The 26,905-nt window shown below is 47.7% G+C and carries 24 protein-coding genes and 1 tRNA gene; 13 read left to right on the forward strand and 12 right to left on the reverse strand.

All coding sequences use genetic code 11. The features are described 5' to 3' along the window. Positions 1-3: 3 nt before the first annotated feature. From prmA to ASC40_RS05910, 7 genes are all read left to right on the forward strand, one after another. Positions 4-885, forward strand: a complete 882-nt coding sequence (gene prmA, locus ASC40_RS05880) for a 50S ribosomal protein L11 methyltransferase (RefSeq protein ID WP_055438868.1) — start codon at positions 4-6, stop codon at positions 883-885. A gap of 124 nt (positions 886-1,009) precedes the next feature. Next, a complete protein-coding gene (gene dusB / locus ASC40_RS05885) occupies positions 1,010-1,975 on the forward strand; it encodes a tRNA dihydrouridine synthase DusB (RefSeq protein WP_055438869.1) in 966 nt (321 codons plus the stop codon). 18 nt (positions 1,976-1,993) lie between these two features. Next, positions 1,994-2,287, forward strand: coding sequence for a DNA-binding transcriptional regulator Fis (gene fis / locus ASC40_RS05890; protein WP_055438870.1), 294 nt, complete (start codon positions 1,994-1,996; stop codon positions 2,285-2,287). A gap of 68 nt (positions 2,288-2,355) precedes the next feature. Next, positions 2,356-3,924, forward strand: coding sequence for a bifunctional phosphoribosylaminoimidazolecarboxamide formyltransferase/IMP cyclohydrolase (purH, locus tag ASC40_RS05895; protein ID WP_055438871.1), 1,569 nt, complete (start codon positions 2,356-2,358; stop codon positions 3,922-3,924). A gap of 86 nt (positions 3,925-4,010) precedes the next feature. Then, positions 4,011-4,862 carry a class I SAM-dependent methyltransferase gene (locus tag ASC40_RS05900; RefSeq protein WP_055438872.1) on the forward strand — a complete coding sequence of 284 codons (852 nt, stop codon included), beginning with the start codon at positions 4,011-4,013 and terminating at the stop codon, positions 4,860-4,862. A gap of 11 nt (positions 4,863-4,873) precedes the next feature. Next, entirely contained in the window at positions 4,874-6,166 is a 1,293-nt protein-coding gene (purD, locus tag ASC40_RS05905; protein WP_055438873.1) for a phosphoribosylamine--glycine ligase, read from the forward strand. Between the two features lie 79 nt (positions 6,167-6,245). Next, positions 6,246-7,967 (forward strand): GGDEF domain-containing protein, encoded by a 1,722-nt coding sequence (locus ASC40_RS05910; RefSeq protein ID WP_072243401.1) that lies wholly within the window; start codon positions 6,246-6,248, stop codon positions 7,965-7,967. Here ASC40_RS05910 and ASC40_RS05915 read toward each other — a convergent pair. The 4 genes from ASC40_RS05915 to ASC40_RS05930 form a co-directional block, all read right to left on the reverse strand. After that, positions 7,964-8,332, reverse strand: coding sequence for a MaoP family protein (locus tag ASC40_RS05915; RefSeq protein WP_055438874.1), 369 nt, complete (start codon positions 8,330-8,332; stop codon positions 7,964-7,966). The genes ASC40_RS05910 and ASC40_RS05915 overlap by 4 nt on opposite strands. 112 nt (positions 8,333-8,444) lie before the next feature. Next, on the reverse strand, positions 8,445-10,637 hold the full coding sequence (locus ASC40_RS05920; RefSeq protein ID WP_055438875.1) for a TonB-dependent receptor: 2,193 nt from the start codon (positions 10,635-10,637) through the stop codon (positions 8,445-8,447). Positions 10,638-10,639: 2 nt separating this feature from the next. After that, positions 10,640-12,724 (reverse strand): cytochrome D1 domain-containing protein, encoded by a 2,085-nt coding sequence (locus ASC40_RS05925; protein ID WP_072243402.1) that lies wholly within the window; start codon positions 12,722-12,724, stop codon positions 10,640-10,642. A 140-nt stretch (positions 12,725-12,864) separates the two neighbouring features. Continuing rightward, entirely contained in the window at positions 12,865-14,151 is a 1,287-nt protein-coding gene (locus ASC40_RS05930; protein WP_055438876.1) for an acetyl-CoA hydrolase/transferase family protein, read from the reverse strand. 60 nt (positions 14,152-14,211) lie between these two features. On the opposite strand from ASC40_RS05930, the gene ASC40_RS05935 reads away from it, so the two are divergent. From ASC40_RS05935 to ASC40_RS05945, 3 genes are read left to right on the forward strand one after another with little or no spacing between them, the layout of a single operon-like run. Next, positions 14,212-14,583, forward strand: a complete 372-nt coding sequence (locus tag ASC40_RS05935; RefSeq protein WP_055439130.1) for a DUF423 domain-containing protein — start codon at positions 14,212-14,214, stop codon at positions 14,581-14,583. Continuing rightward, complete coding sequence (locus tag ASC40_RS05940) at positions 14,583-14,987, forward strand: hypothetical protein (RefSeq protein WP_055438877.1); 405 nt, start codon at positions 14,583-14,585, stop codon at positions 14,985-14,987. Before ASC40_RS05935 ends, ASC40_RS05940 begins: the two co-directional genes overlap by 1 nt. Next, positions 14,981-15,634: a hypothetical protein gene (locus tag ASC40_RS05945; RefSeq protein WP_055438878.1), complete on the forward strand. Its 654-nt coding sequence runs from the start codon at positions 14,981-14,983 to the stop codon at positions 15,632-15,634. Before ASC40_RS05940 ends, ASC40_RS05945 begins: the two co-directional genes overlap by 7 nt. Here ASC40_RS05945 and arsJ read toward each other — a convergent pair. From arsJ to orn, 7 genes are all read right to left on the reverse strand, one after another. Continuing rightward, a complete protein-coding gene (gene arsJ, locus ASC40_RS05950) occupies positions 15,624-16,835 on the reverse strand; it encodes an organoarsenical effux MFS transporter ArsJ (RefSeq protein ID WP_055438879.1) in 1,212 nt (403 codons plus the stop codon). The genes ASC40_RS05945 and arsJ overlap by 11 nt on opposite strands. Next, entirely contained in the window at positions 16,829-17,830 is a 1,002-nt protein-coding gene (locus ASC40_RS05955) for an ArsJ-associated glyceraldehyde-3-phosphate dehydrogenase (protein WP_055438880.1), read from the reverse strand. The genes arsJ and ASC40_RS05955 overlap by 7 nt, the downstream gene beginning before the upstream one ends. After that, positions 17,820-18,578 (reverse strand): metalloregulator ArsR/SmtB family transcription factor, encoded by a 759-nt coding sequence (locus ASC40_RS05960; RefSeq protein ID WP_245622222.1) that lies wholly within the window; start codon positions 18,576-18,578, stop codon positions 17,820-17,822. Before ASC40_RS05960 ends, ASC40_RS05955 begins: the two co-directional genes overlap by 11 nt. A gap of 122 nt (positions 18,579-18,700) precedes the next feature. Beyond that, positions 18,701-18,776: transfer RNA gene (locus ASC40_RS05965), tRNA-Gly, on the reverse strand. A 43-nt stretch (positions 18,777-18,819) separates the two neighbouring features. Further along, positions 18,820-19,134 carry a hypothetical protein gene (locus ASC40_RS05970; protein WP_055438881.1) on the reverse strand — a complete coding sequence of 105 codons (315 nt, stop codon included), beginning with the start codon at positions 19,132-19,134 and terminating at the stop codon, positions 18,820-18,822. Next, positions 19,134-20,450 carry a hypothetical protein gene (locus ASC40_RS05975; RefSeq protein WP_055438882.1) on the reverse strand — a complete coding sequence of 439 codons (1,317 nt, stop codon included), beginning with the start codon at positions 20,448-20,450 and terminating at the stop codon, positions 19,134-19,136. The genes ASC40_RS05970 and ASC40_RS05975 overlap by 1 nt, the downstream gene beginning before the upstream one ends. Positions 20,451-20,486: 36 nt before the next feature. Next, positions 20,487-21,032 carry an oligoribonuclease gene (orn, locus tag ASC40_RS05980; protein ID WP_055438883.1) on the reverse strand — a complete coding sequence of 182 codons (546 nt, stop codon included), beginning with the start codon at positions 21,030-21,032 and terminating at the stop codon, positions 20,487-20,489. A 91-nt stretch (positions 21,033-21,123) separates the two neighbouring features. On the opposite strand from orn, the gene rsgA reads away from it, so the two are divergent. From rsgA to ASC40_RS05995, 3 genes are read left to right on the forward strand one after another with little or no spacing between them, the layout of a single operon-like run. Further along, positions 21,124-22,182 carry a small ribosomal subunit biogenesis GTPase RsgA gene (gene rsgA, locus ASC40_RS05985; RefSeq protein ID WP_055438884.1) on the forward strand — a complete coding sequence of 353 codons (1,059 nt, stop codon included), beginning with the start codon at positions 21,124-21,126 and terminating at the stop codon, positions 22,180-22,182. Continuing rightward, complete coding sequence (gene asd / locus ASC40_RS05990; protein WP_055438885.1) at positions 22,179-23,048, forward strand: archaetidylserine decarboxylase; 870 nt, start codon at positions 22,179-22,181, stop codon at positions 23,046-23,048. The genes rsgA and asd overlap by 4 nt, the downstream gene beginning before the upstream one ends. 2 nt (positions 23,049-23,050) lie before the next feature. Then, positions 23,051-23,779, forward strand: a complete 729-nt coding sequence (locus ASC40_RS05995) for a glycerophosphodiester phosphodiesterase (RefSeq protein ID WP_055438886.1) — start codon at positions 23,051-23,053, stop codon at positions 23,777-23,779. A gap of 13 nt (positions 23,780-23,792) precedes the next feature. Here the strand turns inward: ASC40_RS05995 and ASC40_RS06000 are convergent, their stop codons facing one another. Continuing rightward, entirely contained in the window at positions 23,793-26,903 is a 3,111-nt protein-coding gene (locus ASC40_RS06000; RefSeq protein ID WP_055438887.1) for an efflux RND transporter permease subunit, read from the reverse strand. Between the last annotated feature and the right edge of the window lie 2 nt (positions 26,904-26,905).

The following is a 26,905-nucleotide window of genomic DNA, read 5'->3' on the forward strand; positions in this document are numbered from 1 at the left end:
CCTATGCCTTGGATTCAACTGACTATTTCTGCGCCTGAAAAGCATGCCCCACTTATTGGGGACATGCTTGAAGGCAATGGTGCCATGGCCGTCACTTACCGTGATGCCCAAGATAACCCTATATTTGAACCGCCTATTGGCGAGTTGGTGTATTGGCAAGAAACTTTAGTTACCGGTTTATTTCCAGCTGAAACCAATATGCAGCCAATTATTGCTAACTTGCAAAAATCGAGTTACTTCAAAAACGGCCTGCAGTACAAAACCGACCAACTTGAAGATAAAGACTGGGAACGTGAATGGATGGATAACTTTCATCCAATTCAGTTCGGTAAACGCTTGTGGGTTTGCCCCAGTTGGCGTGATATTCCAGACCCAAGTGCGGTCAATATTATGCTAGATCCTGGCATGGCCTTTGGTACCGGCACTCACCCAACAACGGCCTTGTGTTTAGGTTGGCTTGACGGGCAAGACTTGTCCGCCAAGACGGTCGTCGACTTTGGTTGTGGCTCAGGCATTCTTGCTATCGGCGCTCTACTGCTGGGCGCTAAGCGCGCAGTGGGTATTGATATTGATCAGCAAGCCTTGATTGCTAGTAAAGAAAACGCCGAACGCAACGGTGTTGCCGAGCAACTTGAAGTTTATTTACCAGCCAATCAACCGGTACTCAAAGCCGATGTGGTGGTGGCAAATATTCTTGCTGGCCCACTGCAAGAATTAGCGAGCGTGATTAGTGATTATGTCGCTGATGATGGTGAATTAGTCATGTCAGGCATTCTTGAACGCCAAATTGCAGACGTACAAGCAGCCTATGCTGAACACTTTGATTTTAGCCCTGCACAAATCAAAGAAGGCTGGGTGATGCTGCACGCGAAGCGTAAACGGTAATATTCGCGCGATTTGTCAAGAGCAAAAAGTGCAAAAAAGGCGGCTTTTGTACAAATTACAGCCTTTTCTTTAGCCGCCAAATTCCCTAAAATTTCCCACCCTTGAGTTGCACAGTTTTTAACCGATGCGGATCGGCACTTATCAATTAGACAATCCGGTAATACTGGCGCCTATGGCTGGAGTCACCGACCTTCCCTTTCGACGTTTATGTCGTGAGTTGGGGGCTGGGCTTACCGTGTCCGAAATGCTTTCGAGCAATCCGCAGGTGTGGGACACCAAAAAGTCGCGGGACCGAATGGCCCACGCTGACGAACCTGGTATTCGAGCCGTGCAAATCGCTGGAGCAGAGCCTGAGTTAATGGCGGCAGCAGCTCGGCACAATGTCGAGAATGGCGCTCAGATCATTGACATCAACATGGGCTGCCCAGCTAAGAAGGTGAATAAGAAGCTTGCAGGTTCGGCTTTACTGCAATACCCCGACCTTGTTGAAGACATCATCAAGGCCGTTGTTAACGCAGTTAACGTACCTGTAACGCTAAAATTTCGCACAGGGTGGAACCCAGAAAACCGCAATGGTGTTGATATTGCTATGCTTGCCGAGCAACTTGGTATTCAGTCATTGGCGGTTCATGGCCGAACCCGCGCTTGTATGTACAAAGGTGACGCAGAATACGACACCATTCGTGCAATTAAAGCTGCTGTGCGAATTCCTGTGGTGGCCAATGGTGATATTACGTCGCCAGAAAAAGCCAAACAGGTACTAGATTACACGGGTGCCGATGCCATCATGATCGGCCGCGGAGCCCAAGGTAATCCATGGCTGTTTCGCGAAATTGCGCATTATTTGGCAACGGGCGAACAGCTTGCTCCACCGAGCATCGATGAAGTTCGTGAAGTGGTTTTGCGTCATGTCGCAAATCTGCATACGCATTACGGCGAATTCAGTGGAGTAAGGATTGCCAGAAAACATGTGGGTTGGTATTTGCAACAACAGCAACCTGCATCAGTATTTCGGAGAGAGTTTGTTGGTATAGAACATGCCGACGAGCAACTTGAAGCTCTCACGAATTTTTTTGCAACAGTAAACTAGAAGAGATAGAGCGCACCTATGTTTGATCAAAACGCAAATCGTGACCCGATTTCTCCATTTACCACTTTAGGTAATAACGCCCAACCGAAGCCATTGCGCGACTCGGTGAAGCAAGCAATGAACTCGTTCTTAAAGCAACTTGACGGGCAAGACCCAGAAGAACTTTACGAATTGGTTTTGGCAGAGCTTGAAGCTCCGTTGTTGGAAGAGGTCATGACCTACACGCGTGGTAATCAAACCCGCGCCGCAACGATGCTCGGCATCAACCGCGGTACCTTACGTAAGAAGCTGAAAAAATACGGCATGAACTAATTGCCCCTAAAAAAGAGCGCCCTGTGTGCTCTTTTTTTCTTTGTAGACATTAAAAAAGGTAGAGCACCATGCAACATCGTCCTATTCAACGCGCCCTTTTAAGTGTTTCTGACAAAACTGGAATTGTCGCCTTTGCACAAGCGCTCGTGCAGCGCGGCGTAACTATTCTTTCCACCGGCGGCACCGCCAAATTATTGCGTGAACACCAAGTACCGGTTACCGATGTGTCAGAGCACACCGGGCAAAATGAGATCATGGACGGTCGGGTCAAAACACTACACCCGAAAATTCACGGGGGTATTTTGGGCCGTCGCGACCAAGACCAAGCGGTTATGAATGAGCAAGACATTGCACCGATTGATCTCGTCGCGGTGAATCTGTACCCGTTTGCGCAAACCGTAGCGGACCCCAATTGTAGCCACGAAGACGCCGTCGAGAATATCGACATTGGCGGCCCCACCATGGTACGCGCGGCCGCGAAGAACCATCGCGATGTCACCATCGTGGTTAACGCGAGCGACTATGACAGCGTCATTGCTGAAATGGACGCTAACGACAATAGCTTAACCTTTGAGTCGCGTTTTGACTTAGCCATTAAGGCGTTTGAACACACAGCCGAGTACGACGGCATGATCGCCAATTACTTCGGCGCTCGTTTACCCAAGCAAGAAAGCAAGTTTCCGCGCACGTTCAACGCACAGTTTGTGAAAAAACAAGATTTGCGCTACGGCGAAAATAGCCACCAAAGTGCCGCTTTCTATGTTGAAGCACAGCCAGCGGAAGCTTCTGTAGCCACTGCCAAGCAAATACAGGGCAAAGAACTGTCGTTCAATAATATAGCTGATACCGATGCAGCCCTTGAGTGCGTCAAGTCGTTTGAGCAACCAGCTTGTGTGATTGTTAAACACGCGAATCCGTGTGGCGTAGCTGTTGCCGATACAGCACTTGAAGCATACAACCGTGCTTTTAAAACTGACCCAACGTCAGCCTTTGGCGGTATTATTGCCTTCAACCGCGAGCTTGACGCAGCAACAGCGAAAGCCATCGTTGATCGTCAATTTGTCGAAGTGATTATTGCCCCAGTTGTTAGCAATGAAGCACGTAATATTGTCGGTGCGAAAGCCAATGTGCGCTTGCTTGAGTGTGGTACATGGCAAGCTAATCGCCCAGCCGCTTATGACTTTAAACGAGTTAACGGCGGGCTATTGGTGCAAGACAGCGACCATGGTGAAATCACCATCGATGATTTAAAAGTCGTGAGTGACGTGCAGCCAACAGCTGAGCAGTTGAACGACTTGATGTTCTGCTGGAAAGTCGCGAAGTTCGTGAAATCAAACGCTATTGTGTATGCCAAAGACGGCATGACTATTGGTGTTGGTGCCGGCCAGATGAGTCGGGTGTACAGCGCCAAAATCGCTGGCATTAAAGCCGCCGACGAAAACCTTGAAGTTGCCGGTTCAGTAATGGCTTCAGACGCGTTTTTCCCATTCCGCGATGGCATTGATGCGGCGGCCGCTGCTGGTATTAAGGCAATTATTCAGCCGGGCGGGTCTATTCGTGACGAGGAAATCATCGCAGCAGCTAACGAACATGGCATTGCCATGGTGTTTACTGGCATGCGCCATTTCCGCCATTAATTTAACAACGTAAACGACGGATTATTTGCCCAATAGCTAGCCACGGTTTAGGATGAATGAACATTAACAACGTTAGGAGCACGGCAATGACTGTAAAAAGCGGTATGTTGACATCTCTAGTTGTATCCTTGGCCGTGGTTGGTCTTTGGGGGTGTTCAAATGATCAATCTCCCCAATCGGTTGAAGAGACAGACTCATTAGCGACAGTAGTTGCCAGTACTGATCGTAGTGATGCGAATCGCGCGCGTGACGACTATCGTCACCCCTATGAAACCCTACAGTTTTTCGGCATTCAACCAGACATGACCGTGGTTGAGATTTCCCCAGGCGGTGGTTGGTATACTGAAATTTTAGCACCTTACTTGAAGCAAAAAGGCACACTTTATGCGGCTCATTTTCCTAGCGAAACGAACAGCGAGTTTTATCAGCGTTCGCGCGCTCGGTTTATTGAGCGCGTGTCAAATGACGCCAACTTTTCTAATGTCATTGTCACCGAGTTTTCACCTACGGGTACAAGTTTAATAGCTCCCGCGAACAGTGCAGACTTAGTTTTAACCTTCCGTAACCTTCATAATTGGTACATGGGCGGTAGCGACGAAGCCGTGCAACAAGCGTTTCGACAGTTTTATAATTCCTTGAAACCGGGCGGCGTGTTAGGTGTCGTTGATCATCGTCTACCGGAAACGCGTCCAGACACGGATATGGAAAATACCGGTTACATGAAAGAAAGCTACGCCATTGCCATAGCTGAAGCCGTTGGTTTTGAGCTACTAGAACGAAGCGAAATTAACGCAAACCCGAACGATAGCGCGGACCATCCACGCGGCGTTTGGACATTACCACCAACCCTGCGGCTTGGTGACGAAAACCGCGATGACTACTTAGCCATTGGCGAGAGTGATCGGTTTACCCTTAAATTTGTGAAACCTAAAACTTAACGAGAGAGTTCATGAACGTATTGGTGATTGGCGGCGGCGGCCGTGAACATGCTTTAGCATGGAAAGCGGCGCAAGCCGACGATGTAAATACCGTATTTGTCGCACCGGGAAACGCCGGCACTGCACTTGAACCGAATATAAAAAATGTGCCCATAGCCGCTGACGACGTCAACGGCTTATTGGCATTTGCGCAGCAAAACCATATTGATCTAACTATCGTGGGCCCTGAAGCGCCATTGGTATTGGGCGTGGTAGATGTATTTCGCGCAGCTGATTTAGCGATTTTTGGTCCAACACAAGGCGCAGCGCAATTGGAAGGGTCAAAAGCCTTTAGCAAAGACTTCTTGGCTCGTCATAACATTCCTACAGCTGCCTACGGTACCTTCACTGACGTTCAGCAAGCGAAAGCTTACGTTGAGCAGCATGGCACGCCTATTGTGATCAAAGCTGACGGATTAGCTGCGGGCAAAGGCGTCATCATTGCACAAAATCAAGACGAAGCCTTTGCCGCTATTGACGATATGCTTGCCGGTAATCGCTTTGGTGAGGCCGGTAGCCGTGTCGTTATCGAAGAGTTTTTAGTGGGTGAAGAAGCCAGTTTTATTGTTATGGTTGACGGCAAGACTGCATTGCCGTTTGCATCAAGCCAAGATCATAAGGCCCGCGATAACGGCGACAAAGGTCCAAATACCGGTGGTATGGGTGCGTATTCGCCCGCCCCTGTGGTAACCCCAGAAGTTCATGATTGGGTTATGCAAAACGTTATTCAGCCAACCGTTGAAGGCATGGCTGCAGAGGGGCATCCGTATACTGGCTTTTTATATGCGGGCTTAATGATAGCGCCTGACGGTACCGCCAAGGTACTGGAATACAACTGCCGCTTTGGCGACCCAGAAACCCAACCTATCATGGTGCGCTTGCAGTCAAATTTGGTGGAATTATGTCAAGCAGCGTGTGCTGGTCAACTGGCTGGTCGTGATATTGCTTTTGACCCACGTGCTAGCGTGGGTGTAGTGATGGCCGCCGGCGGCTACCCAGATAACTACGGCAAAGGCGCAGTCATTGAGGGCATTACTGAAGCCGAGGCAGAAGGTACTAAAGTGTTCCACGCCGGCACCGCATTAAACGATAATAATCAATTGGTAACCGCTGGCGGTCGCGTACTTTGCGTGACCGCGCTAGGTGATACCGTGACCCAAGCACAGCAAACCGCTTACGCAGGCGTAAGCAAAGTGTCATGGGACAATGTCTATTATCGTACTGATATTGGCCATCGTGCTATTCGCCGCGAACAAGCAAGTTAACTGGGCACTATCTGTCACAGTAATTTAATAAAACCTAACTAGAATCTGTAGTTCAAATTCGCTTCTAGTTAGGTTTTTTATGCAGTGCGCTCAAGCTGTAGAGACTGGTATTCAATTTTCCGACTTACAAGCTCATTTCCAGCCAATTGTTAATCTTCATCAAAGCGCCATTATTGGCTATGAATCCCTCATTCGTGGACCAAGCGAGCATCCCCTTGCCATGCCTCGTGAATTATTCGCCTATGCCGAGCGCATAGGACAATCGAACGAACTTGAAATAGCTTGTCGCCGCGCTGCGTTACAAAGCTATGCTCGCTTTACCCACGAAGGGCTACTGTTTATAAATGCTAACCCCAATACACTATATGACCCTAGCTTTCCGCGGGGTATGACTATAAGAGAAGCCGAGCTCGCCGGATTTCCGCCATCACAGATTGTTATCGAGCTGTCTGAACAGTTTCCGTTAAATAATATCAATAAACTGAAAAACGTAATCACGCAGTATCGTAAACAAGGCTTTAAAATTGCCCTAGATGACTTGGGCTCAGCCTATGCTGGACTCACAATTTGGGCTGAACTGATGCCTGACTTTGTGAAAATTGATCGGTACTTTATTCAAGAAATACACTTGTCGCCAATTAAGCGCGAGTTTGTCCGTAGTATTATTACAACGGCGCGTGCCCTTGGCGCGGAAGTTATTGCCGAGGGCATTGAAACAGAGTTTGAATTACGCGAACTGCAGCGATTAGGCGTGACCTTAGCTCAAGGATATTTTATTGGCTACCCTGCACCTACGCTGCAACTGCAAGTGAGCCAACGTGTACACCAAGTGATTGATAGTTTTCGGCAGGCGCGCAAAGATATTATTGCTGCATTGGTTGAACAAGTACCGACCGTAAGCCCCGATATGCCTAGCCTAAAAGTGCTTGATTACTTTATCAATAACAAAGAAATTATGTCCTTACCTGTTATTGAACATGGCAATGTATTGGGTGGTGTACGCCGCGAGCAACTGCTGGAAACGTTTAGCAGTTCATTTGGGCGGTCGTTGTATGGCAATAAGCCCATTGGCAAACTGATGGAAACCAACCCACTGGTGGTTGATTGCCATACGCCTTTGGAGCTGGTGAGCGAACTAGTTACTGAAGACTCTGCAGTAGAAGTGCATCGACAAATCTTGGTCACCGAAAACGGTATTTACCAAGGCATTGTGTCCGTTAGAAGTATACTTAAAACTATTACTGATTTGCGTTTGCAAAGTGCTCGCCATGCAAATCCGTTAACCTTACTGCCTGGTAACGTACCTATTCATCAAGAAATTGAAAGCTACTTACAAAGCTACCCAAGCTTTTATGTTGCCTACTTTGATTTAAATAACTTCAAGCCCTACAACGACTATTATGGTTACGGTAATGGCGACCGGGTTTTACAGTGGTTAGGTCAAATTCTAAGCCAACTTGCGCAAGTAGATAACATTTTTGTTGGCCACGTTGGTGGTGATGACTTTGTCGCGTTATTTACCGAAAAACACCCGTGGCGTGAGTTCTGTGAACAAGTTATTCATCTTTTCGACAACGGTGTGGCCGACTTTTATCATGACAACGATAGGCTTGCTGGGGGGATTCAAGCGCAAGACCGCAACGGTGATATGCAGTTTTTTGGCTTGCTCGGGTTAGCTATAGGAGTGGTAAACATTGATTCGGCAACTTGTGTGTCTCACCAAGATGTCGCTGCACTGGCGTCAGCAGCAAAAGCGCTGGCGAAAACGAAGTCCACCAGCACTGTGCATTTGCTTAGCTAGTCTTCAACCACCAAGTCGTCATCATCGCCACCACCGCTAATTTCGAAAGCGTCGTCAGTGTAGCGGCTACGGCCGTACATGCTGCCTACTTTCGGGCGATTAATACGTGCTTGATATTTTGACCATGCTTTTTCAATTGGCGACTCTGCGGCTTTTTCACCTCGAGCAACAGAGAGCAATGATTGCTCTTCGGCTGACTCTGGCTCTAACTCGCCGCTCATCAAAGCTGCAATCAAGCTGCCATGTTTCGCAATTAAGTCACTTTCGCGAATAGAAAAATCACCCGAACGAGCGAACCCGTATGGATAGTTTTTGAAGTCGTTAAACGGCTTCTTGATAATTTGATCACGGTTCATTGTTGCCATTGTGTGCCCATCCTCCAGACCAACAACTACAGGTAAACGGTTACGCCTCTATGCGTCACTGACGATATAGAGGCGAAACTAAAGTTTGTCAACAATTATTCGCGATTTGGCGTTAAAAAGTATAATAAATTGCAGCGCCAACACTTAAGCCCGACTCGGCAAGCACAGCCAGTTGAGGGTCATTCTCGGCGATACCGCTAACGCGCGAGTTACGCCAATACTGTCTATCGGTTAAGTTAAACACGCCTACACTAATATCGGTATCGGTATTCACATACCAGCGTGTTAGCCAATCTAAGGTTGCATAGCCTGGTGCCGAGAATAATTTTGCTCCGCCCTCGTCGACTAATTCGCGCTGCCCACGCACGGCGGTGAGCACTAGTCGAGAATCCCAAGTATCGGCACTATACTGTACTTCAGCGATAGCCCGAGGCGGAGCGACATCAGCAATGGCACGACCGCTTTGACGGTCCTCTCCACGGCTATATTCGGCACTAACTGCGGTAGACCACGAATCACTCAGTTGCTGTGAGAAAGTCGCTTCTAGCCCTTCTATGACTACTTTATCGCGGTTTATCGATTGAAACACGAGTAAACCTCGTACAGGATCAAAACCAAGCGATGCCCGGCTTTGAATAAAGTCACTATAGCGATTATGGTAAGCGGTTAATGACCACTCACTTTCGGCAGAACGCCCGCGAACGCCAGTTTCAAATGCGTAGCCACGTTCGGCTTTTAAATCGGGGTTTGCAATTGCGAGCACGTTAAACTGTGGATAATACAAGCCAATATTAACGTCCGAGAATGGCGGCGCACGGTAACCACGTGCATATTGCGCAAACCACTCCGTGTTTCCAGCAAGCGGCCACACAATGCCCAACTTCGGCAACCATGCATCATGGGTTAAATCGGTCACTTCGGTATTTGGGTAGCGTAATTCAAATAGTGCGTCGTCTCGGGTACGCAAACGATAGTGCTCATAGCGCAATCCAGGACTAATCACCGGACCGTCAGGCCACAGTTGAAACTCATCGTGTACGTAAACACCAAGCTCAGTAACTCGCGAGCGCGGAAAATCGCGCAATGGAAAAGTTTCCCCGAGTAACACGTTGGTTGACACGCCAGTGGTTAAATTTGTTTGCAACGCGTCACGCTGATCTTCTAAGACAGAGCTAGATATTTCAAATCCGTAGCCCAGACGATGACGCAGTTTAGCAAGCCGTAGATCGGTCTCTAAGTCAGCACCAATACCAGAGGTTTCTTGAGAAAAGTCAAATAACCGTTGTATGTCCAGCGGTTCTGGCAGCAGCATGCGCTGTTCATAAGAGTCTTGCTCAATGACGCTGTGCTGTTGATAAACACGCCATTGCCCTCGGTCAATCCAAGCTGTTGGGGCCATATCTAAATCAGCTACTATACGATATTGATCGCGACTGTCATCACCAATAAGACTGGTTGTTGCAGCTAACCGTCCGCTGCCTATTACCGAGTTAATATCGGTATTTCGCGATTCGCGTTGCAAATCTAGGGTAACGCGCCATTCACCAAGTTCAGAGTCCGCCGCTGCGCGCAACAGTGCGGCCTGTTGACGGCGATGTTGATGGTCTCGCTTATCACTGGCGAGCCCCTCTGACTGCATATCTTGTCCATATTGAACTGCAGCTGCGACCATAAAACTTGTGTCATTATCAGCGAATGCTGTCGCGGCCATCACTTTGGCTCGGTTACTATCGCTATTCATACCGAATTGTATTCGTGAGCCGTGGTTGGCGCTTGTCAGCACATCTTGGGCGTCTAATAAGTTTACCGCAACCACCCCACCAAGGGCTTTGCTGCCATAAAGTGTTGAGGCTGGTCCACGTAAAATTTCTACGCGACTGGCCAAGCCAAGCTCTAATAATCCTCGGCCTGTATTTGAATAGGTTCCCACCGCAAAATAATCCGCGACAGGTATTTGATCAATTACGACTGCGGTGCGGTTACCGCCAATACCACGAATACGAAAACCGCTGTGACCAAACCGGCTAGTAGTGTCATCGAGTTCGACTCCAGGTTGATAACGCACCATATCAGATGCGTTAAGTACCACATTACGCTGTAGGTCTTCTTCACTAATAATTGAGACCGTTCCCGCAACCTCTGAAAGTTGACGTGGTTGCCTATGAGCAACCACGGTGATTGTTTCCATAACCTGCTCTTGCTGAGCTGTTTCTGCTTCGCTCACTTCTTGTGGTAAAGCCAGTGCTAACGAGGGCAGTACACCAACTGCCCCCGCCACAACACCAACAAGTGCTGATAGTTTCACGCTTAGTACACCTCATTCCGTGTGTTGTAGTTGTTAAACTTGCCAGTTGGGGTAACCATTTTTTCACCCTTAATGACATGTTTTAATTTGCGTGTTTTGTCGTCCACAATAACAATTGCAGACTCTTCTTCTTGGCCGCTCCAAACCGAGAACCAAACTTCGTCCCCCGCCATGTTGTACTCTGGCTGCACGATGCGTTTTGGACCCGGGCCTAAATCAGCCCACTCACCAATTGGCAACACTTCATAGCCAGCGTCAAGATTGTCGATGTTAAACACCGCAACAGATTGCGATATTTTGGCATCAGGGTTAAACGGAGTATCAACCCAAAGGTTATTCGACTTCGGATGGGTTTTAATAAACAGCGAACCACCGCCTTGGCCTTCTAGCACACGAACCACTTTAAAGGCGTTATCTTTGTGGTTATCTGGGTCGGTACCAATGAGCGTGATATCGGCATTACCCAAAGCACTAGTTGCCCACACTGGACCATACTCAGGGTCAACAAAGTTGGCACCTCGGCCGGGGTGTGGAATCCGTTTTACCGGAATCAACGCTTCAAGTTCACGGTCTTGTGCGTCAACCACGGCAATGGTGTCGTTCTCGTTTGCGGCAGTCATGAAGTAACGGCCAGAACGATCCCAACCACCATCGTGCAAGAACGGTGCGGCATCAATGGTAGTCACCTGCAAGTTATCTATGTCGGAATAGTTCACCAGCTTAATTTGCCCAGTTTCTTTCACGTTTACGATAAACTCAGGGTGTTTGTGCGAGCCAACAATAGCAGCCACACGAGGTTCTGGGTGATACTCTTGGGTGTCTACGGTCATACCACGGGTAGAGACAATTTTATGTGGTTCAAGAGTTTGCCCGTCCATAAGCACATAGTGCGGTGGCCAGTAGGCGCCAGCAATGGCGATTTTATCTTCATAGCCCTTAAAGCGTGAGTTCTCAACCGAACGCGCTTCTAGACCAATTTTAATTTCAGCAACCACTTGCGGTGGGTTCATGTACAAATCGATTAAGTCGATTTTGCCATCACGGCCTATGGTGGTGAAATAACGGCCTGAGCTTGAAGCCCGTGAAATATGCACGGCATAACCGGTTTTCACGTAGTTCAAAACTTTTTTGCTGGCACCATCAATAATGGCGACTTCACCGGCATCTCGCAGAGTCACAGCAAACATATTGTCAACGTTGTAGTTATGCTGAGGCTTTTTCGGACGGTCTTCCGGCTTCACGTGTACAACCCACGAATCTTTCATGTCTTTCATGCCCCACTCCGGAGGAGTTGGTGGTTCATGCTGTAAGAAACGCGCCATCATGTCGATTTGCTCAGCCGTTAACTCACCGGAAGTACCCCAGTTTGGCATGCCGCCTGGCGAGCCAAAATTAATGAGTGCTTTAAGGTAGTCTGTGCCTTTTTGCTGAGTAATATCGGTAGTGAGTGGCAAACCTGTTGCGCCTTTACGAAGTACGCCATGGCAACCAGCACAGCGTTGGAAGTAAATTTCTTGTGCTTTAGCGAATTCCTCTTCGCTAATATCAGGTGCACCCGGCGTTTTCATCATTTTTCCACCTGTTACAGCCGACGGTGCGCCCTTGTAAGAAACTTCTGCAACTGTAGAGCCTTGATGTGGCTGGCCTGCTGCTCGGTCTTTCAAGCCCAACTCAACACGTACATCTTCCACTTCTTCTTCAGTGACCTTACCGCCTTTATTACCCCAACTCGACAACACATAATTGGCGATATCAGCAATGTCTTCATCGCTGATATGCTGCATAGGGGGCATCACTGCGTTATATTTCTGGCCGTTTACCTCAAGCGGCCCAGACATACCTTTTAAGATAGTACGCACTACATGTAGTTTGTCGCTAGTGACATTCGGGTTACTGGCTAATGGGGGGAATGCGCCGGCTAGCCCTTTACCGTTCGGTTGGTGACAGGCTTGGCAATTCGCCTCATAGGCTTTCTTGCCGTCATCAGAAGCTGAAGCAACTGGGCTTACTGCAGTCAACAACAACCCTGTTGCCGCTGCCAGTATCGATAGTTTCGGATACAACTTTGTTACCACTTTAGTTTTCATTAGACGTCCTCCTTGTGGACACTCTTGAAATGAGACCTTCATGTCTGGTCAAGCTGATCTGATACTAAGCCTAGTACATGTTTATTTTTTGATCTATATCACTAATGTGAGTAGGGTTTTTGGACAAGAGTGAGTACCCCTTAGGAGGTACGCACCTTTAATCCCCAGTCTTGCCAAGCCTGTTTTGCTAACTCTTCGCGAAACTGTGGGGCAGATATGCTAATGAGTGCTTCAGCGCGTTCGGTTAAGCTTTTTGCCCGTAAATTAGCAACGCCATATTCAGTGACCACATAATGCACGTGCGCTCGGGTGGTCACCACACCAGCCCCAGGATTTAGCATGCTGCTAATTCGCGATACAGTTCCACCGCACGCGGTTGCTGGTAGTGCAATAACTGAACGGCCACCTTCTGACAAACTTGCCCCACGCACAAAGTCCATTTGTCCGCCAACGCCTGAATAAATTTTGGTGCCCATGGAATCCGCACAAACTTGGCCACTCAAATCAATTTGCAAAGCACTGTTAATGGCCATTACTTGCTTGTTTTGCCGTATTACTGACGTGTCATTGGTGTATTCCACATCTAAAAACGCCACCATGGGGTTATCATCAACAAAGTCATAGAGCGCCTGACTTCCCATGGCAAACGTAGTGACAATTCGGCCACGGTGCTTGCGTTTGCGTGAGTTATTTATGACGCCACTTTCAACCAGCGGTAATACACCATCAGAAAACATCTCAGTATGTATGCCGAGGTCTTTGTGATTACCTAAGCAACGTAAGGTTGCATCAGGAATAGCGCCTATACCCATTTGTAAACAATCGCCATCGTTGATTAAGCTAGCAACCCGCTCGCCAATTTGCGTGGTAATTGCCGACTGCTGCGGTTGCAAATGCAGGGGCATTGGCGCCGAAAATTCAAAATAGCGGTCAATTTGCTTCAAAGAAATAAACGAGTCTCCATGGGTACGTGGCATTTGTGGATTTACCCAAGCAATGACTTTGCGAGCTACTTGCAAGGCCGCGCGAGTTGCTTCAACCGAAATGCCTAGACTGCAGTTACCATGTTGATCTGGTGGCGAAACTTGAATTAACACGGCATCTAGATGCTGCTCGCCTGAACGGAAAAGCTTCGGAATCTCAGACAAGAATATGGGCACATAGTCAGCCAAGCCTTCATTAACTGCAGCACGGGTAGACTTACCCACAAAGAAAGCCCGCTGCCGCAAATGACCTTCTAGCTGTGGGTCACTGAGTATTTCGCTATGTTCGGTATGCAACTGCAATAAGGTTAAATTTTTACGTTGCAAAGCTACCTCTGCAAGACCTTCCAACAACTTGTATGGCGTTGCAGCCATAGACTGGCACCAAATAACATCATTATTTTCGAGAATTTCGAGGGCTTCTACAGCATTTTGCACGAGCATAGTGGTTCCTTTTCAGGTACATTTTTGCCATATCAATTGGCAACAGTGAGTTTAGATACTATGAAAGTATTCGTTATGCTCGGCGCAATCAATATGGCTATTGGGGTAATTCTTGGCGCATTTGGGGCACATGGCCTTGAGCACATTATTTCAGCAGATATGATAAAAGTGTTTCAAACCGGTGTGCAGTATCACATTTATCATGCTCTCGGGTTACTGATGGTTGCGGTGTTACTTATTCCTTATCCACACGCAGGGGGCTTGCGCACCGGCGGTTGGATTATGTTCGCCGGCATCATTTTATTCTCCGGTAGTCTATATTTACTGGCATTAACTGGTCTGAAGTTTTTTGGCCCCATTACACCGCTTGGTGGCGTTTGTTTTATTGTGGCTTGGATATGGATATTTTGGGCGATGCTTAAGGAGTTTTAATGAAAAAATTCATTTTAATCACTTTATTGCTCGTTTGGGCAAGCCCAACATTTGCGTGCAACAGCCCATGGGAAAAATGCTGGGCTGGGCAAGAATTTAAAGACAACAAGTGCAGCCCAGAGGCTCAACTAATGAGTGCCTATGAAGCCAAACAATGGCTACGGGAAAACCCTCAGTGGCGCTTGCCAAGCGCAGAAGAACTGAAACAACATTTTTTGAGTAGCAATGCTAATCACCTCCGGCAATTGGCCGCCGGGCAGGGTATGAGCGCAGTGTTGAGTGGCGATGTTATGCAGCATGGCAATGAGCTACTTGCTGTATCAGTGAATATTCAAACTGGTGCTGTTGAACTGCAACCCTGGCGACAGCCATTATTAGTACTTTGGAGAAAAACATCATGGTAAACCTTAAAAAGGTCATGACACGGTTGCCAATTTTTGCTGTTTCAAGCCTGTTATTTTTCTTCAGTACGAATGCCAATGCCTGCTCTTGCATTACCCCAAATACCGTGCGCGATTTCAATGAGGCGCAACACGTATTTTTAGCGCAAATAAAAGAAGTTATTGTGGTTCGCGCTGGGCATGAGGCGTCCTACGACCCCGGTGAAGTTAATGGGTTATTTGACGTAGTCAAAACCTTTAAAGGCGAACCTGCTTATGTAACCCATTTAGTGGCGCAGCATAAGCCTAACGGCGGAATGTGTGGCGAAACACTCGCAAAGCAACTCTATCTTGTTTTTGCTCAAAGTGACGGCACGGTTGGTGTAAGCCTGTGCTCTCCGACAAAAGTTGCGACGCGCTTAAGCCCAAATAAAATTGATCTTATTGAGCGCCTTGCCAACTCAGAGCGAGCCAAATATATGAACGGTATATTTGATGCCGAAACGGGGCTTTTAACGCTAGAAGGCAGTGCGCAAGGTCAACCTATATTTGAAGGGCGTTTAGGAGTTTATGAAGGCCGCCATAGTGTCCAATTTGAAGGTTATCAGTTAACGAGTGGAGACTTGGTCATCAGCCAGGTTATAACCATCAACGAACAGGCTATGAACTAGCCTGTTCGCGCTTCGGAAGCCATGACACGGCTAACGCTGCAAGCACCAGCATGGCGCTAGAAACCACTAAGCAGGCAATTAGCCCCCATTGCTGATAGACCCAACCCGACAAAACAGTACCTAGCAGGCGCCCGCCAGCATTTGCCATGTAATAAAAACCAACGTCGAGCGACACGCCATCGTGGCGTGAATAAGCCACTATCAAGTAACTATGTAGCGACGAATTAAGCGCAAACAAGATACCGAAAATAGCTAGGCCAATAATGACTGCTTCGGCAACCGGTAAATGTTGCCAAAGTGCAACTGCAAGCCCCAATGGTGCAGCACACAGCAAACCAGCCCACACCACAATATGCTGCCGTGCTGTGGTCAAATCTGCACCGGTAAAACGTGGCGCCACAGCCTGCACCACACCATAGCCAATCACCCATGCGGCCAAAAAGCTACCCACCTGCCAATGGCTCCAATTCAGCTGTGCTGCTAAGAAAACTGGAAGCGCCACCACAAACCAAACATCGCGCGCCCCAAACAGCATGAATCGGGCGGCCGCCAATACGTTAATAGGTTTGCTTTTTGACAATAGCTGGCGAAACTTGGGTTTAAACGAAGCCTTACCCACGTCTTTAGTTAATACCATTAAGCTTATTAACCAAACCAAGGTCAGCATAATCGCCATGCTGGCAATGGCCCAAGTGAAGCCTATAAGCGTGAGTAACAAGCCTCCTAAGAAAAACCCAATACCTTTTAAGGTGTTTTTAGAGCCGGTTAATAACGCCACCCATTTGTACAGTTGGCCTTGCTGGCTGTCATCGACTAATAGCTTAATGGTGCTTTTCGCACTCATTTTGTTCAAGTCTTTGGCAATACCAGACAGCGCTTGCGCCAGCATAACCCACACCACTGTGAGTATAGCTGGTGGCACCAATAACATAGTGAGCGCGGCAATTTGCAGCCCTAACCCAATATTCATGGTGCGGTTAAGCCCCCAACGGGCGCCTAACCAGCCGCCAAACAAATTCGTGACCACCCCAAAAAATTCATAGAAAACAAAGAGCATAGCAACTTCAAGCGCGCTGTATCCAAGCTGGTGAAAATGCAGTACCACTAGCATCCGTAACGCACCGTCGGTAAGGGTAAATGCCCAGTAGTTGCCGGTAACAATAAGGTATTGCTTAACCTCTGGGGCTAGCCGACTTAACATGTGCCAACCTTTTCAATCAACTCAACGGTGCGATTTGCATAGCCCCATTCATTGTCATACCACGCATAGATTTTTACATGGGTACCGTTAATCACTTTGGTTGATAGTGCATCAATAATGCTTGAGCGCGGGTCGGTTTTATAATCAATGGACACCAACGGACGTTCTTCGTAGCCAAGAATACCCTTGAGCTCGTTTTGGGCGGCAGACTTTAGCCAGCCGTTAATTTCAGCAACTGAAGTTGGCTTGTTCACTTCAAATACGCAGTCGGTTAAAGACGCATTGGCCAAGGGTACACGAACTGCATGACCATCAATTTTGCCTTTAAGCTCAGGAAATATTTCCACAATAGCGGTTGCCGACCCCGTTGACGTTGGAATGAGGCTCATACCGCAAGCACGGGCGCGGCGCAGATCTTTATGCGGAGCGTCCAGAATACTTTGGGTGTTGGTTAGGTCATGAATTGTGGTAATTGAGGCGTGTTTAATGCCAATTTTATCTTGTAACACTTTTACTACCGGTGCCAAACAATTGGTGGTACAGGAGGCTGCCGTAACAATTTGGTGTTGCGCGGGGTCAAACAGGTGGTCATTCACACCCACCACAATATTCAATGCACCGGGTTCTTTTACCGGCGCAGAAACCACCACGCGTTTTACTCCTTGCGCTAAGTAGTCATTCAGTACGCTAACTGTTTTCATTTTGCCCGAGGCTTCTAGCACCACATCGCAGTTGTGCCAGTTATTTTCACCAATAGTTTTGTGGCGACTAAAGGCAATACGGCGCTCACCAATAACTAAGGTGTCACCCTCGGCGGTTGCTTCGTGCTGCCAACGCCCATGTACCGAGTCAAAATTAAGCAAGTGGGCAAAAGTTTCGGCATCTGCTCCCGGATCGTTGACTTGCACAATGTCAAAAGCTGGATTGTTCCACGCAATACGAAATGCCAACCGGCCAATGCGGCCTAAACCGTTAATTCCCAATTTAACTGTCATGTTGTGTCTCCAAATGTTCTGTGCTCGCCGAACAATGTATCGGCGTGGGGTAAAGCTGTGGATTATGGTTCGCTGTGGTGTCTATCACTTGGCGCATCCAGTCCGGCATGCTTTCGTTCAGTCGGTAATAAACCCAGCGCCCTTGCTTACGATCAATCAGTAGTCCAAAGTCTCGTAATTGCGCTAAGTGGCGCGATACTTTTGGCTGCGACATACCCGTTGACTCAACAAAGTCACACACACATAACTGGGCATGCTGCGCCAACATTAAGATCATAGACAGTCGTAAAGGGTCTGCCATTATTTTGAAAAAATCTTCGGGGCTATTAAATAATTGCTTATGTTTTCTGCCTTTGCGCAAAATCAGCAAGAACATACGTATGCGCTCACTTAGTTCATGTACCGTGCGAGCGTAGGCTTGGGGGTCAGAACTGCTCACTGGATCGGGAAAGTCCCACGCGATGAATTTACTATGCTGAAATTCTGCTTGGCATTCATGGCGCGCACGGTCACACAAGCTAATGACGTAATCAAACTCATGGGTAGGCAAGTCAGCAAGGCTTTTAGCACTGAGCCCCGTAGTATCAACCTTAAACTGCCTAAGCGTTTCCAACGCTTTTGGTTCAACAGATGTTGGTGCTGACCCAGCGCTATATACCTGAATGCCTTGGCCAACAAACAGCCGCAAAATAGCTTCGGCCATAATGGAGCGTGCTGAATTTGCAGTACACAAAAATAATATCTTCACGAGGCACCATATATTTGTTTATCCATATATATGGTAGATCGAATATATTAATCAAACAAGAAAATTCTGAAACGCAAAAAGCAAAAAGCCCGAAGGCGTAAACCTTCGGGCTTTTTTAAATTTGGAGCGAGAAACGAGATTCGAACTCGCGACCCCAACCTTGGCAAGGTTGTGCTCTACCAGCTGAGCTATTCTCGCAATGTGTTAACGAGGGCGTATTTTACGGATCAGGGCATTCTCGTCAACCACTTTTTTCGGTTTTTTCGTTTTTTTCGTCCGTTCGCTCGTTAATTAAACATTCTGGTGTTTTTTTCCACTCAACAACAACCGGGCTAGCGGTTTTCACACCTTGGTTATCCACAAATACGATAGAATTCTTTTTAACCCGATCAAACCATGACTGCACCGGCTCTATATCATCAATAAAATTTTGTGCCTTGCAATACCATTGTTGTAGGTCAGAAACGGTGCCTGAGCTATCTTGGGCGGCCATCACTGGCGAACTCACTAAGCTCATAAGACCAACTAACGTCATTGTGGTTAAAACATTGCACATTATTCGGCCTCCTTCGCTTTGGTGGTCAGCTTCGCTTCTAATTCTAGCTGCCGCTGTGGTGGCTCTCCCGGCAGCACCAAATACAAAGAGTTACTTAACATCGGCATGCCATCGGGCATGACTTTGTTCTCAAACACCAACTCAATATTGAGTTTGGCAACATGACTGTCATTACGAAACGATGGATTGAGAAACAGATCGGGCTTCACCCCGTTGGTTGATATTTCCTGTGGAAATAGTGACGAAATCGCGCGTGCAATACGTTTACCAATTAACCGCTTAAATTCTTGTTCGTAGTCATTTAAGCGCGCGTCAACCGGCATATAGCGATAAACCGAATAAGTTAAATAGGCCTCAGCGTGACGCACTAAATCATCGCGCTGCCGTTGCGATTGTGCTCGGCCTAAAGTTCTAAAAAGCGTATCGCTAACATAGGTTTTAAACCCTTCGCGAAGGTCAGTTAATGGCCGCCATTGGCGCGCCGTGAGAATTGCTTTGGCGCAACTTCGCGCGCGGCCATCCCAATTCTCGTAAAGCTCCGACATACTCGGTACGCCGCTGCCATGCAGCTCCAGCAGCCACTGTTTGGCAGACTGACTCATACGCTCTTCAAAGTAGCCCTCAAACTTCATGAATTTTTTGTATTCGCCGCGAGTTAGCGCCAATACACCAGGCTCCATTTGTAACTTCAGCGGCAAGAACCGTTGTTGGTGGTCACGGTTAAACGCCAGCATCTTCGCCACCGCGCCATTAAACACGCGCTCCTCGTCATTAAGCGACGAACGTGACAGCGACTGAATATAATTTTCATAAAGCTGCTCGCGCGCTTGCTTGGCTTTGCGGCGCAAGCGAAATGGCTTATAGGGAACGTCTTTTGTCAGCTTGAGAAAATTTTCGTACGCAATTATGGTATTGCGCCGCTCAGCCAAATAGAAATTTCTTTTGTGAGACTGTACCTGCCGAAGCGCGAAAAAACCGACGCTGAGCAGCTTGTGTAAGCCCCAAAAGAACGGCGGTAACAACCACCACAAATAAGTTTTCACGAAGCCGCCAGGAACGGCAAACGGCACCTTTGTTTCGCGCAACTGCTGTGGCGTCAGTGCTACTTCACTATCTACTTCAGGCACATACCAAACCAGTTCAGCTAGCGCCTGAATGGGTATCCAGCGATTAATATGCCACGCCAAATAAGCGGTTTGCTGGCCATATGGCGTTTCGATAACGGCTTGCTGTTCGGCAAAAACCACATATTTGGGTGGCCCAAAAGTAAACCCAAGAAGTACAACTAAACCTCCGACAATAAGGAGCTTTAACATGTGCTTCGTATTCCTTGTTGTTGTTATTATCTAATTTCAAGATTTAAATAAATGAGTTCGATAATATTTAAGTTCTTCTATCGACTCACGAATATCGGCTAAAGCTGTGTGTGCGCCCTGTTTAGTGAGCCCATTGGCCACTTCCGGTGCCCAGTATTTTGCTAATTGCTTCAGTGTACTGACATCTAAATTGCGGTAATGAAAATAAGCTTCTAGCTGTGGCATATGCTGGGCTAAAAACCGGCGGTCTTGGCAAATGCTGTTCCCACACATAGGTGAACTGCCTTTCGTAACCCACTGTTCTAAAAACGCAATCGTTTCATCACTAGCTTGCTGCTCATCATAGCGGCTCTCTTGCACGCGCGCTACTAAGCCAGATGTCGTATGGGTGCGAACATTCCAGTCGTCCATTTTATCGAGGTTGGATTGCGGTTGATGCACCGCAATCACTGGCCCTTCAGCAAGTACGTTCAAGTCGTAATCCGTCACAATGGTGGCAATCTCAATAATGTGATCATAATCAGGGCTCAAGCCTGTCATTTCGAGATCAATCCAAATAAGACGTTCTGCACTTGCGCTCATAGTTTGTCCTTGCTGTTGGTTACAATTAAGTTCAGGCACTATTGTGCGTAATAATGTATGATCAAATCCAGTATGAACTGGAAATTATTACATGGCAAAACAACGACGACTAAATAAAGGGCAACTACGCCGTATTCGTTCGAACCAAGAAAAACGTATACAGCAAGCAGAGCTGGAAACCGACATTCAAGATGCCGTACTAGGTAGTTCTGAGGCCGGCATTGTGGTTAGCCGATTTGGTCATCAAGCAATCATCTGTACCGACACTGAAGCGTCATTGCGGTGTCATATTCGTCGCACCGTAGACTCATTAGTTTGTGGTGACGTGGTGGTATGGCGACGCTTTCAGCAAGTGTCCGGCGATGTAGTTGGTGTCATTGAGGCGGTTCAACCACGTCAATCTCTATTGTGTCGCCCAGACTATTACGACGGTTTAAAGCCAGTTGCAGCGAATGTCGACCAAATTCTCATTGTTTCAAGTGTGGTCCCTGCGTTTTCAAGTCAAATTATCGATCGCTATTTAGTGGCCTGCGAAGACATTGAAGTGACTCCAGTTATTGTGCTTAACAAAGCAGACTTAATCGCGGGTTTAGATGAAACCGAACAGCAAGAAATATACAACGCCCTCGATGTCTATCACGATATTGGCTATCAAGTTTTAAAAGTCAGCGCGAAACACCCACAATCGTTAGTTGACCTGCACCACTTGTTAGACGAGCACGTGTCGATTGTTGTAGGCCAATCGGGGGTGGGTAAGTCGTCGTTGGTCAATGCGTTATTGCCAGACATTGATGCCGATGTTGGTGCAGTTTCCGACAACTCTGGGCTTGGCCAGCACACAACCACCGTAGCCACGCGCTATGCGGTGCCTACTGGTGGTATTTTAATTGACTCGCCTGGTATTCGTGAATTTGCCTTATGGCACCTAGAACCAGAACGTGTTGCGTGGTGCTATCGCGACTTTCGGCCTTACCTTGGCCAATGCAAGTTTCGCGACTGCAAGCATATTGATGATCCAGGCTGCGCGTTACAAGAAGCGTTGGAAGCAGGTGACCTGCACGCACTTCGGCTGTACAATTTCCATAGAATCATTGAATCCATGTCGGCCAATAAGCCGACCAGAGCAAATACTCGAGGTAAAAAGTCGTGAATTGGGATCGCGTAAAAATTCAATTGCAGCATTGGTTACCTAAGCATGCATTGTCACGTTTAGTCGGTAAGTTTGCTGCTGCGCAAGCAGGCTGGTTTACGCAGGCGTTTATTCGCTGGTTTATTCGCCAATATAAAATTGACATGAGTGAAGCTATTCACGAAAGTCCGAACGCATATAAAACGTTCAATGAATTTTTCACCCGTTACTTAAAACCAGAACTGCGCCCGCTAAAAGCGGACAAACCAGAGTTATTTGCACACCCGGTTGACGGCGCTATTAGTCAATTAGGCGACATTGACGAAGGCCGTATTTTTCAAGCAAAAGGGCATGACTATAGTTTGACTGAGTTAGTTGGTGGTGACCCGCGCGACGCTCATGCCTTTCGCGACGGTGATTTTGCGACTATTTATTTAGCACCGAAAGATTATCATCGCATTCATATGCCATGTGATGGTGTACTGCGTAAAATGATTTACGTTCCAGGTGACTTATACTCAGTCAATCCGTTGACGGTTGCCAATGTACCCAATTTATTTGCCCGCAATGAGCGCGTTGTCGCTATTTTCGACGGTGAATTTGGTAAGTTCGCTATGGTTTTGGTCGGCGCAACTATTGTTGCTAGTATCGGCACAGTATGGTCTGAAACAGTAACGCCACCGCGTGGCACCGATGTTCACACATGGGAATATCCGGCCAGCGGCCAGCAAGCCATAAGTCTTAAAAAAGGCGCTGAAATGGGCCACTTCAAATTGGGATCAACGGTTATTTTGTTGTTCCCCGATGACGTCATTGATTTTGCCGAAGACCTTAAAGCAGGCACAACAACCCGAATGGGGGAAGTGCTCGGCAAACGCGACGATTAAACATGCTTATTTTTGCGCATCGCGGTGCCAGCTTTGAAGCCCCGGAAAATACTATTGCGGCTTGCGGGCGAGCACTTGATGCGCAAGCTGATGGCATTGAAATTGATGTCTACCCGCTTGAGGACGAATGGGTTGTATTCCATGATCGTTACCTTGCCCGCCTAACCGCGCACGAAGGTCGACTTCAAGATTTCACCCTCGCACAGCTACGTAGCTTAAAAGTATTCGGTCAACACCCTATTCCCACGTTAGACGAAGTGCTCGACTTTGTTGGCGGGCGCTGTATGGTTAATATCGAATTAAAAGGCGCAGATATCACTCGCGGTTTAACACGTCATTTGCGCCGCGCCGTGGAACGAGCTGGATTTCAACCCCAGCAGCTGTTGGTATCGAGCTTTAACCACCACTGGTTAAAACAACTCAAAGAAGACCATCCAGAGCAATCTATCGGTGCGCTGACTACCAGCTGCCCTCTCAGTTATGCACTTTTTGCCAGTGAGTTACAGGCGTGGTCAGTACATATTGACGTCGACTTTGTCACCTCTGAATTTGTCGTCGATGCACACCAGCGAGGGCTGAAAGTGTTGGTATTTACAGTAGATGAACCTCAAGACATGCTCGAGCTTAAGCGCATGGGGGTAGATGGTATTTTTACCAACCACCCCGCGCTCGCTAGAAACGTGCTCAATGGCCTATATGTTGACGCCAAAGAGGCAAATCGCTGGGTTTGAGTGGTCAGCGCCGCTACAGCGACGCCTCTGTTTTATTGTCTGGGTGCTGCTGTTCAAGCTGCGCCAGCTCATGCGCCAATTGCTCAGGCGAAGATGTGTTGCGAGCCAATAGCGAGTACAGCGCTGGAATAATAAATATCGTCAAGAACGCCGACAATGCTACCCCAGAGAAAATAACAATACCAATCACCATGCGGCTTTCTGCACCAGGTCCAGAGCCCAGTATAAGCGGTAGCGAGCTCATTAAAGTGGTGAACGCCGTCATCACAATTGGACGTAAACGCTGCTGTGATCCCTTCACAATTGCATCGTCGAACTTCATGCCTGCATCGCGCAGCTGATTAGCAAACTCAACAATAAGTATGCCGTTCTTCGCCGCTAAACCAATCAACATCACGATACCAATTTGGCTATAAATATTAATCGTCATATCTGTTGCATATAAGCCAATAATTGCCCCTAAGAACGCAATTGGCACCATAAGCATGATAACGAGCGGGTGTATAAAACTTTCAAATTGCGCAGCTAGCACCAAATAAGCAACCAACAAAGCCAAAACAAAAACAAATACAACTGAGCTGCCGCTCTCTTTGTACATTTGTGATTCGCCTTTGTAATCGATACTAACGTCCTCCGGCAATTCAGTTCGTACAATCTCTTCTAGATAACTTAACGCTTCTCCTAGCGAGTAACCTTCAGCGAGATTTGCTTCAATAGTAATACTGCGCATACGGTTGTAACGATTCAATGAACCGGACGTGGCCTGCTCTTCCACCGTGACAAGATTCGATAACGGAATTAACGAACCAGAGCTAGCTGAGCGTACATAAATATTATCGATAGCCGTTGGGCTGCGATAATCTGAACGCTCGCCTTCAAGAATCACGTCATACTCTTCGCCGCGATCAAGATAGGTCGTTGCGCGTCGCTGGCCAAGCATGGTCTCAAGAGTTCGACCGATATCACCAACCGAAACACCAAGATCAGAGGCGCGTTCTTGGTCAATTCGAATGAGCAACTGTGGCAAGGTCGCTTTATAGTCGCTGTCTAGGTCTAACAAGTTTGGATTTTGGCTGGCCTTTTCAACCACAATATCGCGATATGCAGCCAGTTGCTCGTACGTGTTACCTTGAAGGACGAACTGTACGGGCCGACCGCCACCACCACTTATGCCGCTGCGCATAAATGCAAATGCACGCACTCCGGTAACTTGGTTCAGTTGTTTTGATACCTCGTCCATCAGCTCAAAGGTCGACCATTCCCGTTCCTCAAAAGGCACTGCGCCGACAATCGCCACGCCAGCGGAGTTGCCCCACCCCGGCGAACGAATAATTAAGCGGTCAACTTTGCCTTGATCAATATACGGCATCAAAATACTTTCAATTTCACGCATATTGGCTGAATTCGATTCAAAGCTCGCGCCTTCCTCACTGCGAACCATGACATAAAAAGTACCGCGGTCTTCAGGGGGTACAAACTCTTGCTCAATAAATTGCATCATGCCGTACGACAAAACACCGGCTAGAATGACTAACAACGCGGCCATCCAAGGATACGCCAAAGTGCGTTTTAATACGCGTACATAACCGCCTTCTACCCAATTAAAACCTTTATCGATAACTTGGCCGAATTTACTCGAGCGCTCTTTTTTGTGAAGGATTTTAGAGCTCAACATTGGCGATAACGTTAACGCAGCAATGCTTGAAAACGCTACTGCGGCGGCAATTGCTAGCGCAAACTCAGTAAATAGCTGGCCTATATTGCCGTCCAAAAAAGCGAGTGGCACAAACACAGAGATCAACACAAGAGTGGTTGCGATAACCGCAAAACCTACTTCTCGCGCCCCGCGATACGCAGCAAGTAATGGCGGCTCGCCAGCTTCTACGCGACGGTATATATTCTCAAGTACCACAATAGAGTCATCAACCACTAGGCCAATCGCTAGCACTAAGGCCAATAACGTTAGCAGGTTAATAGAGAAACCCATCGCAAATAGCGCAATGTAAGATGCAATGATTGCAACTGGTACCGTTAACGCAGGAATCAAAGTGGCTCGAATGTTTCCTAAAAACATATAGATAACAACAACCACAAGGGCCATTGCGATACCAAGCGTGTTGTATACCTCGTCAATTGAGCCCTTAATGAAAATCGAGGAATCGTAGCTCGGTACAATGAACATGGTTTCCGGCAAAGTCTCAGAGATTTGGTTAATCTCACGCTTGACGTTCTCAACCACTTCTAAGGTATTGGCTTTAGACTGCTTCACAATACCAATACCAACCATGTTGATGCCGTTACCGCGGAAATCGGTTTTGTCATTTTCTGCGCCCATTTCAATGCGCGCTACTTCCGCTAATCTAACTAACTGCCCGTTATCACCCCGCTTAATAGTCAGCCGTTTGAAATGTTCTGGGGTGAGATAGGTGCGAGCCACGCGTACGGTAAACTCACGATCAATTGACTCTACTTCGCCGGCAGGTAATTCAACGTTTTCCGAACGTAGACGGCTCTCAATGTCGGTCACGGTAATATTGCGGGCCGCCATGGCATCGCGATCGAGCCAGACGCGCATTGCATAGCGGCGCTCGCCGCCCAATTGCACCCGCGCCACACCATCAACCACTGACAGACGATCGGCTATGTAACGGTCGGCATAGTCGGTTAATTCAAGCACCGACATGGTTTCACTGCGTAAGTTATACCAAACGATGGTGCTTTCGTCGGAATTTGCTTTAGACACCTCAGGAGGGTCTACTTGTTCAGGTAGGTTATCGAGCACTCGTGATACTCGGTCACGGACGTCATTGGCGGCCGCGTCGATATCGCGGTTTAAGGTGAACTCAATACTAATTCGCGAACGTCCGTTTCGACTGCTCGAGTTAATATTTTTGATCCCTTCAATACCACTAATGCGGTCTTCAATAACTTGCGTTATTTGAGTTTCAACAATATCTGCTGAAGCGCCTGTATAATTGGTATCAATAGAAACGACCGGTGGGTCGATATCTGGATACTCCCGCAATGGCAACATGGTGAATGCCACAATACCGAAAACAATCAGCAGAATATTAACCACCGAGGCAAAAACTGGGCGTTTTACCGATACATCTGAGAGCAACATGG

The organism is Pseudidiomarina woesei (genome assembly GCF_001418345.1).
GTDB classification, from domain to species: domain Bacteria; phylum Pseudomonadota; class Gammaproteobacteria; order Enterobacterales; family Alteromonadaceae; genus Pseudidiomarina; species Pseudidiomarina woesei.

What these genes read in the sequence shown, in the direction of transcription:
- prmA (WP_055438868.1), top strand. Translation starts at nt 4, where the DNA reads ATGCCTTGGATTCAACTGACTATTTCTGCGCCTGAAAAGCATGCCCCA.
- dusB (WP_055438869.1), top strand. Translation starts at nt 1,010, where the DNA reads ATGCGGATCGGCACTTATCAATTAGACAATCCGGTAATACTGGCGCCT.
- fis (WP_055438870.1), top strand. Translation starts at nt 1,994, where the DNA reads ATGTTTGATCAAAACGCAAATCGTGACCCGATTTCTCCATTTACCACT.
- purH (WP_055438871.1), top strand. Translation starts at nt 2,356, where the DNA reads ATGCAACATCGTCCTATTCAACGCGCCCTTTTAAGTGTTTCTGACAAA.
- ASC40_RS05900 (WP_055438872.1), top strand. Translation starts at nt 4,011, where the DNA reads ATGACTGTAAAAAGCGGTATGTTGACATCTCTAGTTGTATCCTTGGCC.
- purD (WP_055438873.1), top strand. Translation starts at nt 4,874, where the DNA reads ATGAACGTATTGGTGATTGGCGGCGGCGGCCGTGAACATGCTTTAGCA.
- ASC40_RS05910 (WP_072243401.1), top strand. Translation starts at nt 6,246, where the DNA reads ATGCAGTGCGCTCAAGCTGTAGAGACTGGTATTCAATTTTCCGACTTA.
- ASC40_RS05915 (WP_055438874.1), bottom strand. Translation starts at nt 8,332, where the DNA reads ATGGCAACAATGAACCGTGATCAAATTATCAAGAAGCCGTTTAACGAC.
- ASC40_RS05925 (WP_072243402.1), bottom strand. Translation starts at nt 12,724, where the DNA reads ATGAAAACTAAAGTGGTAACAAAGTTGTATCCGAAACTATCGATACTG.
- ASC40_RS05930 (WP_055438876.1), bottom strand. Translation starts at nt 14,151, where the DNA reads ATGCTCGTGCAAAATGCTGTAGAAGCCCTCGAAATTCTCGAAAATAAT.
- ASC40_RS05935 (WP_055439130.1), top strand. Translation starts at nt 14,212, where the DNA reads ATGAAAGTATTCGTTATGCTCGGCGCAATCAATATGGCTATTGGGGTA.
- ASC40_RS05940 (WP_055438877.1), top strand. Translation starts at nt 14,583, where the DNA reads ATGAAAAAATTCATTTTAATCACTTTATTGCTCGTTTGGGCAAGCCCA.
- ASC40_RS05945 (WP_055438878.1), top strand. Translation starts at nt 14,981, where the DNA reads ATGGTAAACCTTAAAAAGGTCATGACACGGTTGCCAATTTTTGCTGTT.
- arsJ (WP_055438879.1), bottom strand. Translation starts at nt 16,835, where the DNA reads ATGTTAAGTCGGCTAGCCCCAGAGGTTAAGCAATACCTTATTGTTACC.
- ASC40_RS05955 (WP_055438880.1), bottom strand. Translation starts at nt 17,830, where the DNA reads ATGACAGTTAAATTGGGAATTAACGGTTTAGGCCGCATTGGCCGGTTG.
- ASC40_RS05970 (WP_055438881.1), bottom strand. Translation starts at nt 19,134, where the DNA reads ATGTGCAATGTTTTAACCACAATGACGTTAGTTGGTCTTATGAGCTTA.
- ASC40_RS05975 (WP_055438882.1), bottom strand. Translation starts at nt 20,450, where the DNA reads ATGTTAAAGCTCCTTATTGTCGGAGGTTTAGTTGTACTTCTTGGGTTT.
- orn (WP_055438883.1), bottom strand. Translation starts at nt 21,032, where the DNA reads ATGAGCGCAAGTGCAGAACGTCTTATTTGGATTGATCTCGAAATGACA.
- rsgA (WP_055438884.1), top strand. Translation starts at nt 21,124, where the DNA reads ATGGCAAAACAACGACGACTAAATAAAGGGCAACTACGCCGTATTCGT.
- ASC40_RS05995 (WP_055438886.1), top strand. Translation starts at nt 23,051, where the DNA reads ATGCTTATTTTTGCGCATCGCGGTGCCAGCTTTGAAGCCCCGGAAAAT.
- ASC40_RS06000 (WP_055438887.1), bottom strand. Translation starts at nt 26,903, where the DNA reads ATGTTGCTCTCAGATGTATCGGTAAAACGCCCAGTTTTTGCCTCGGTG.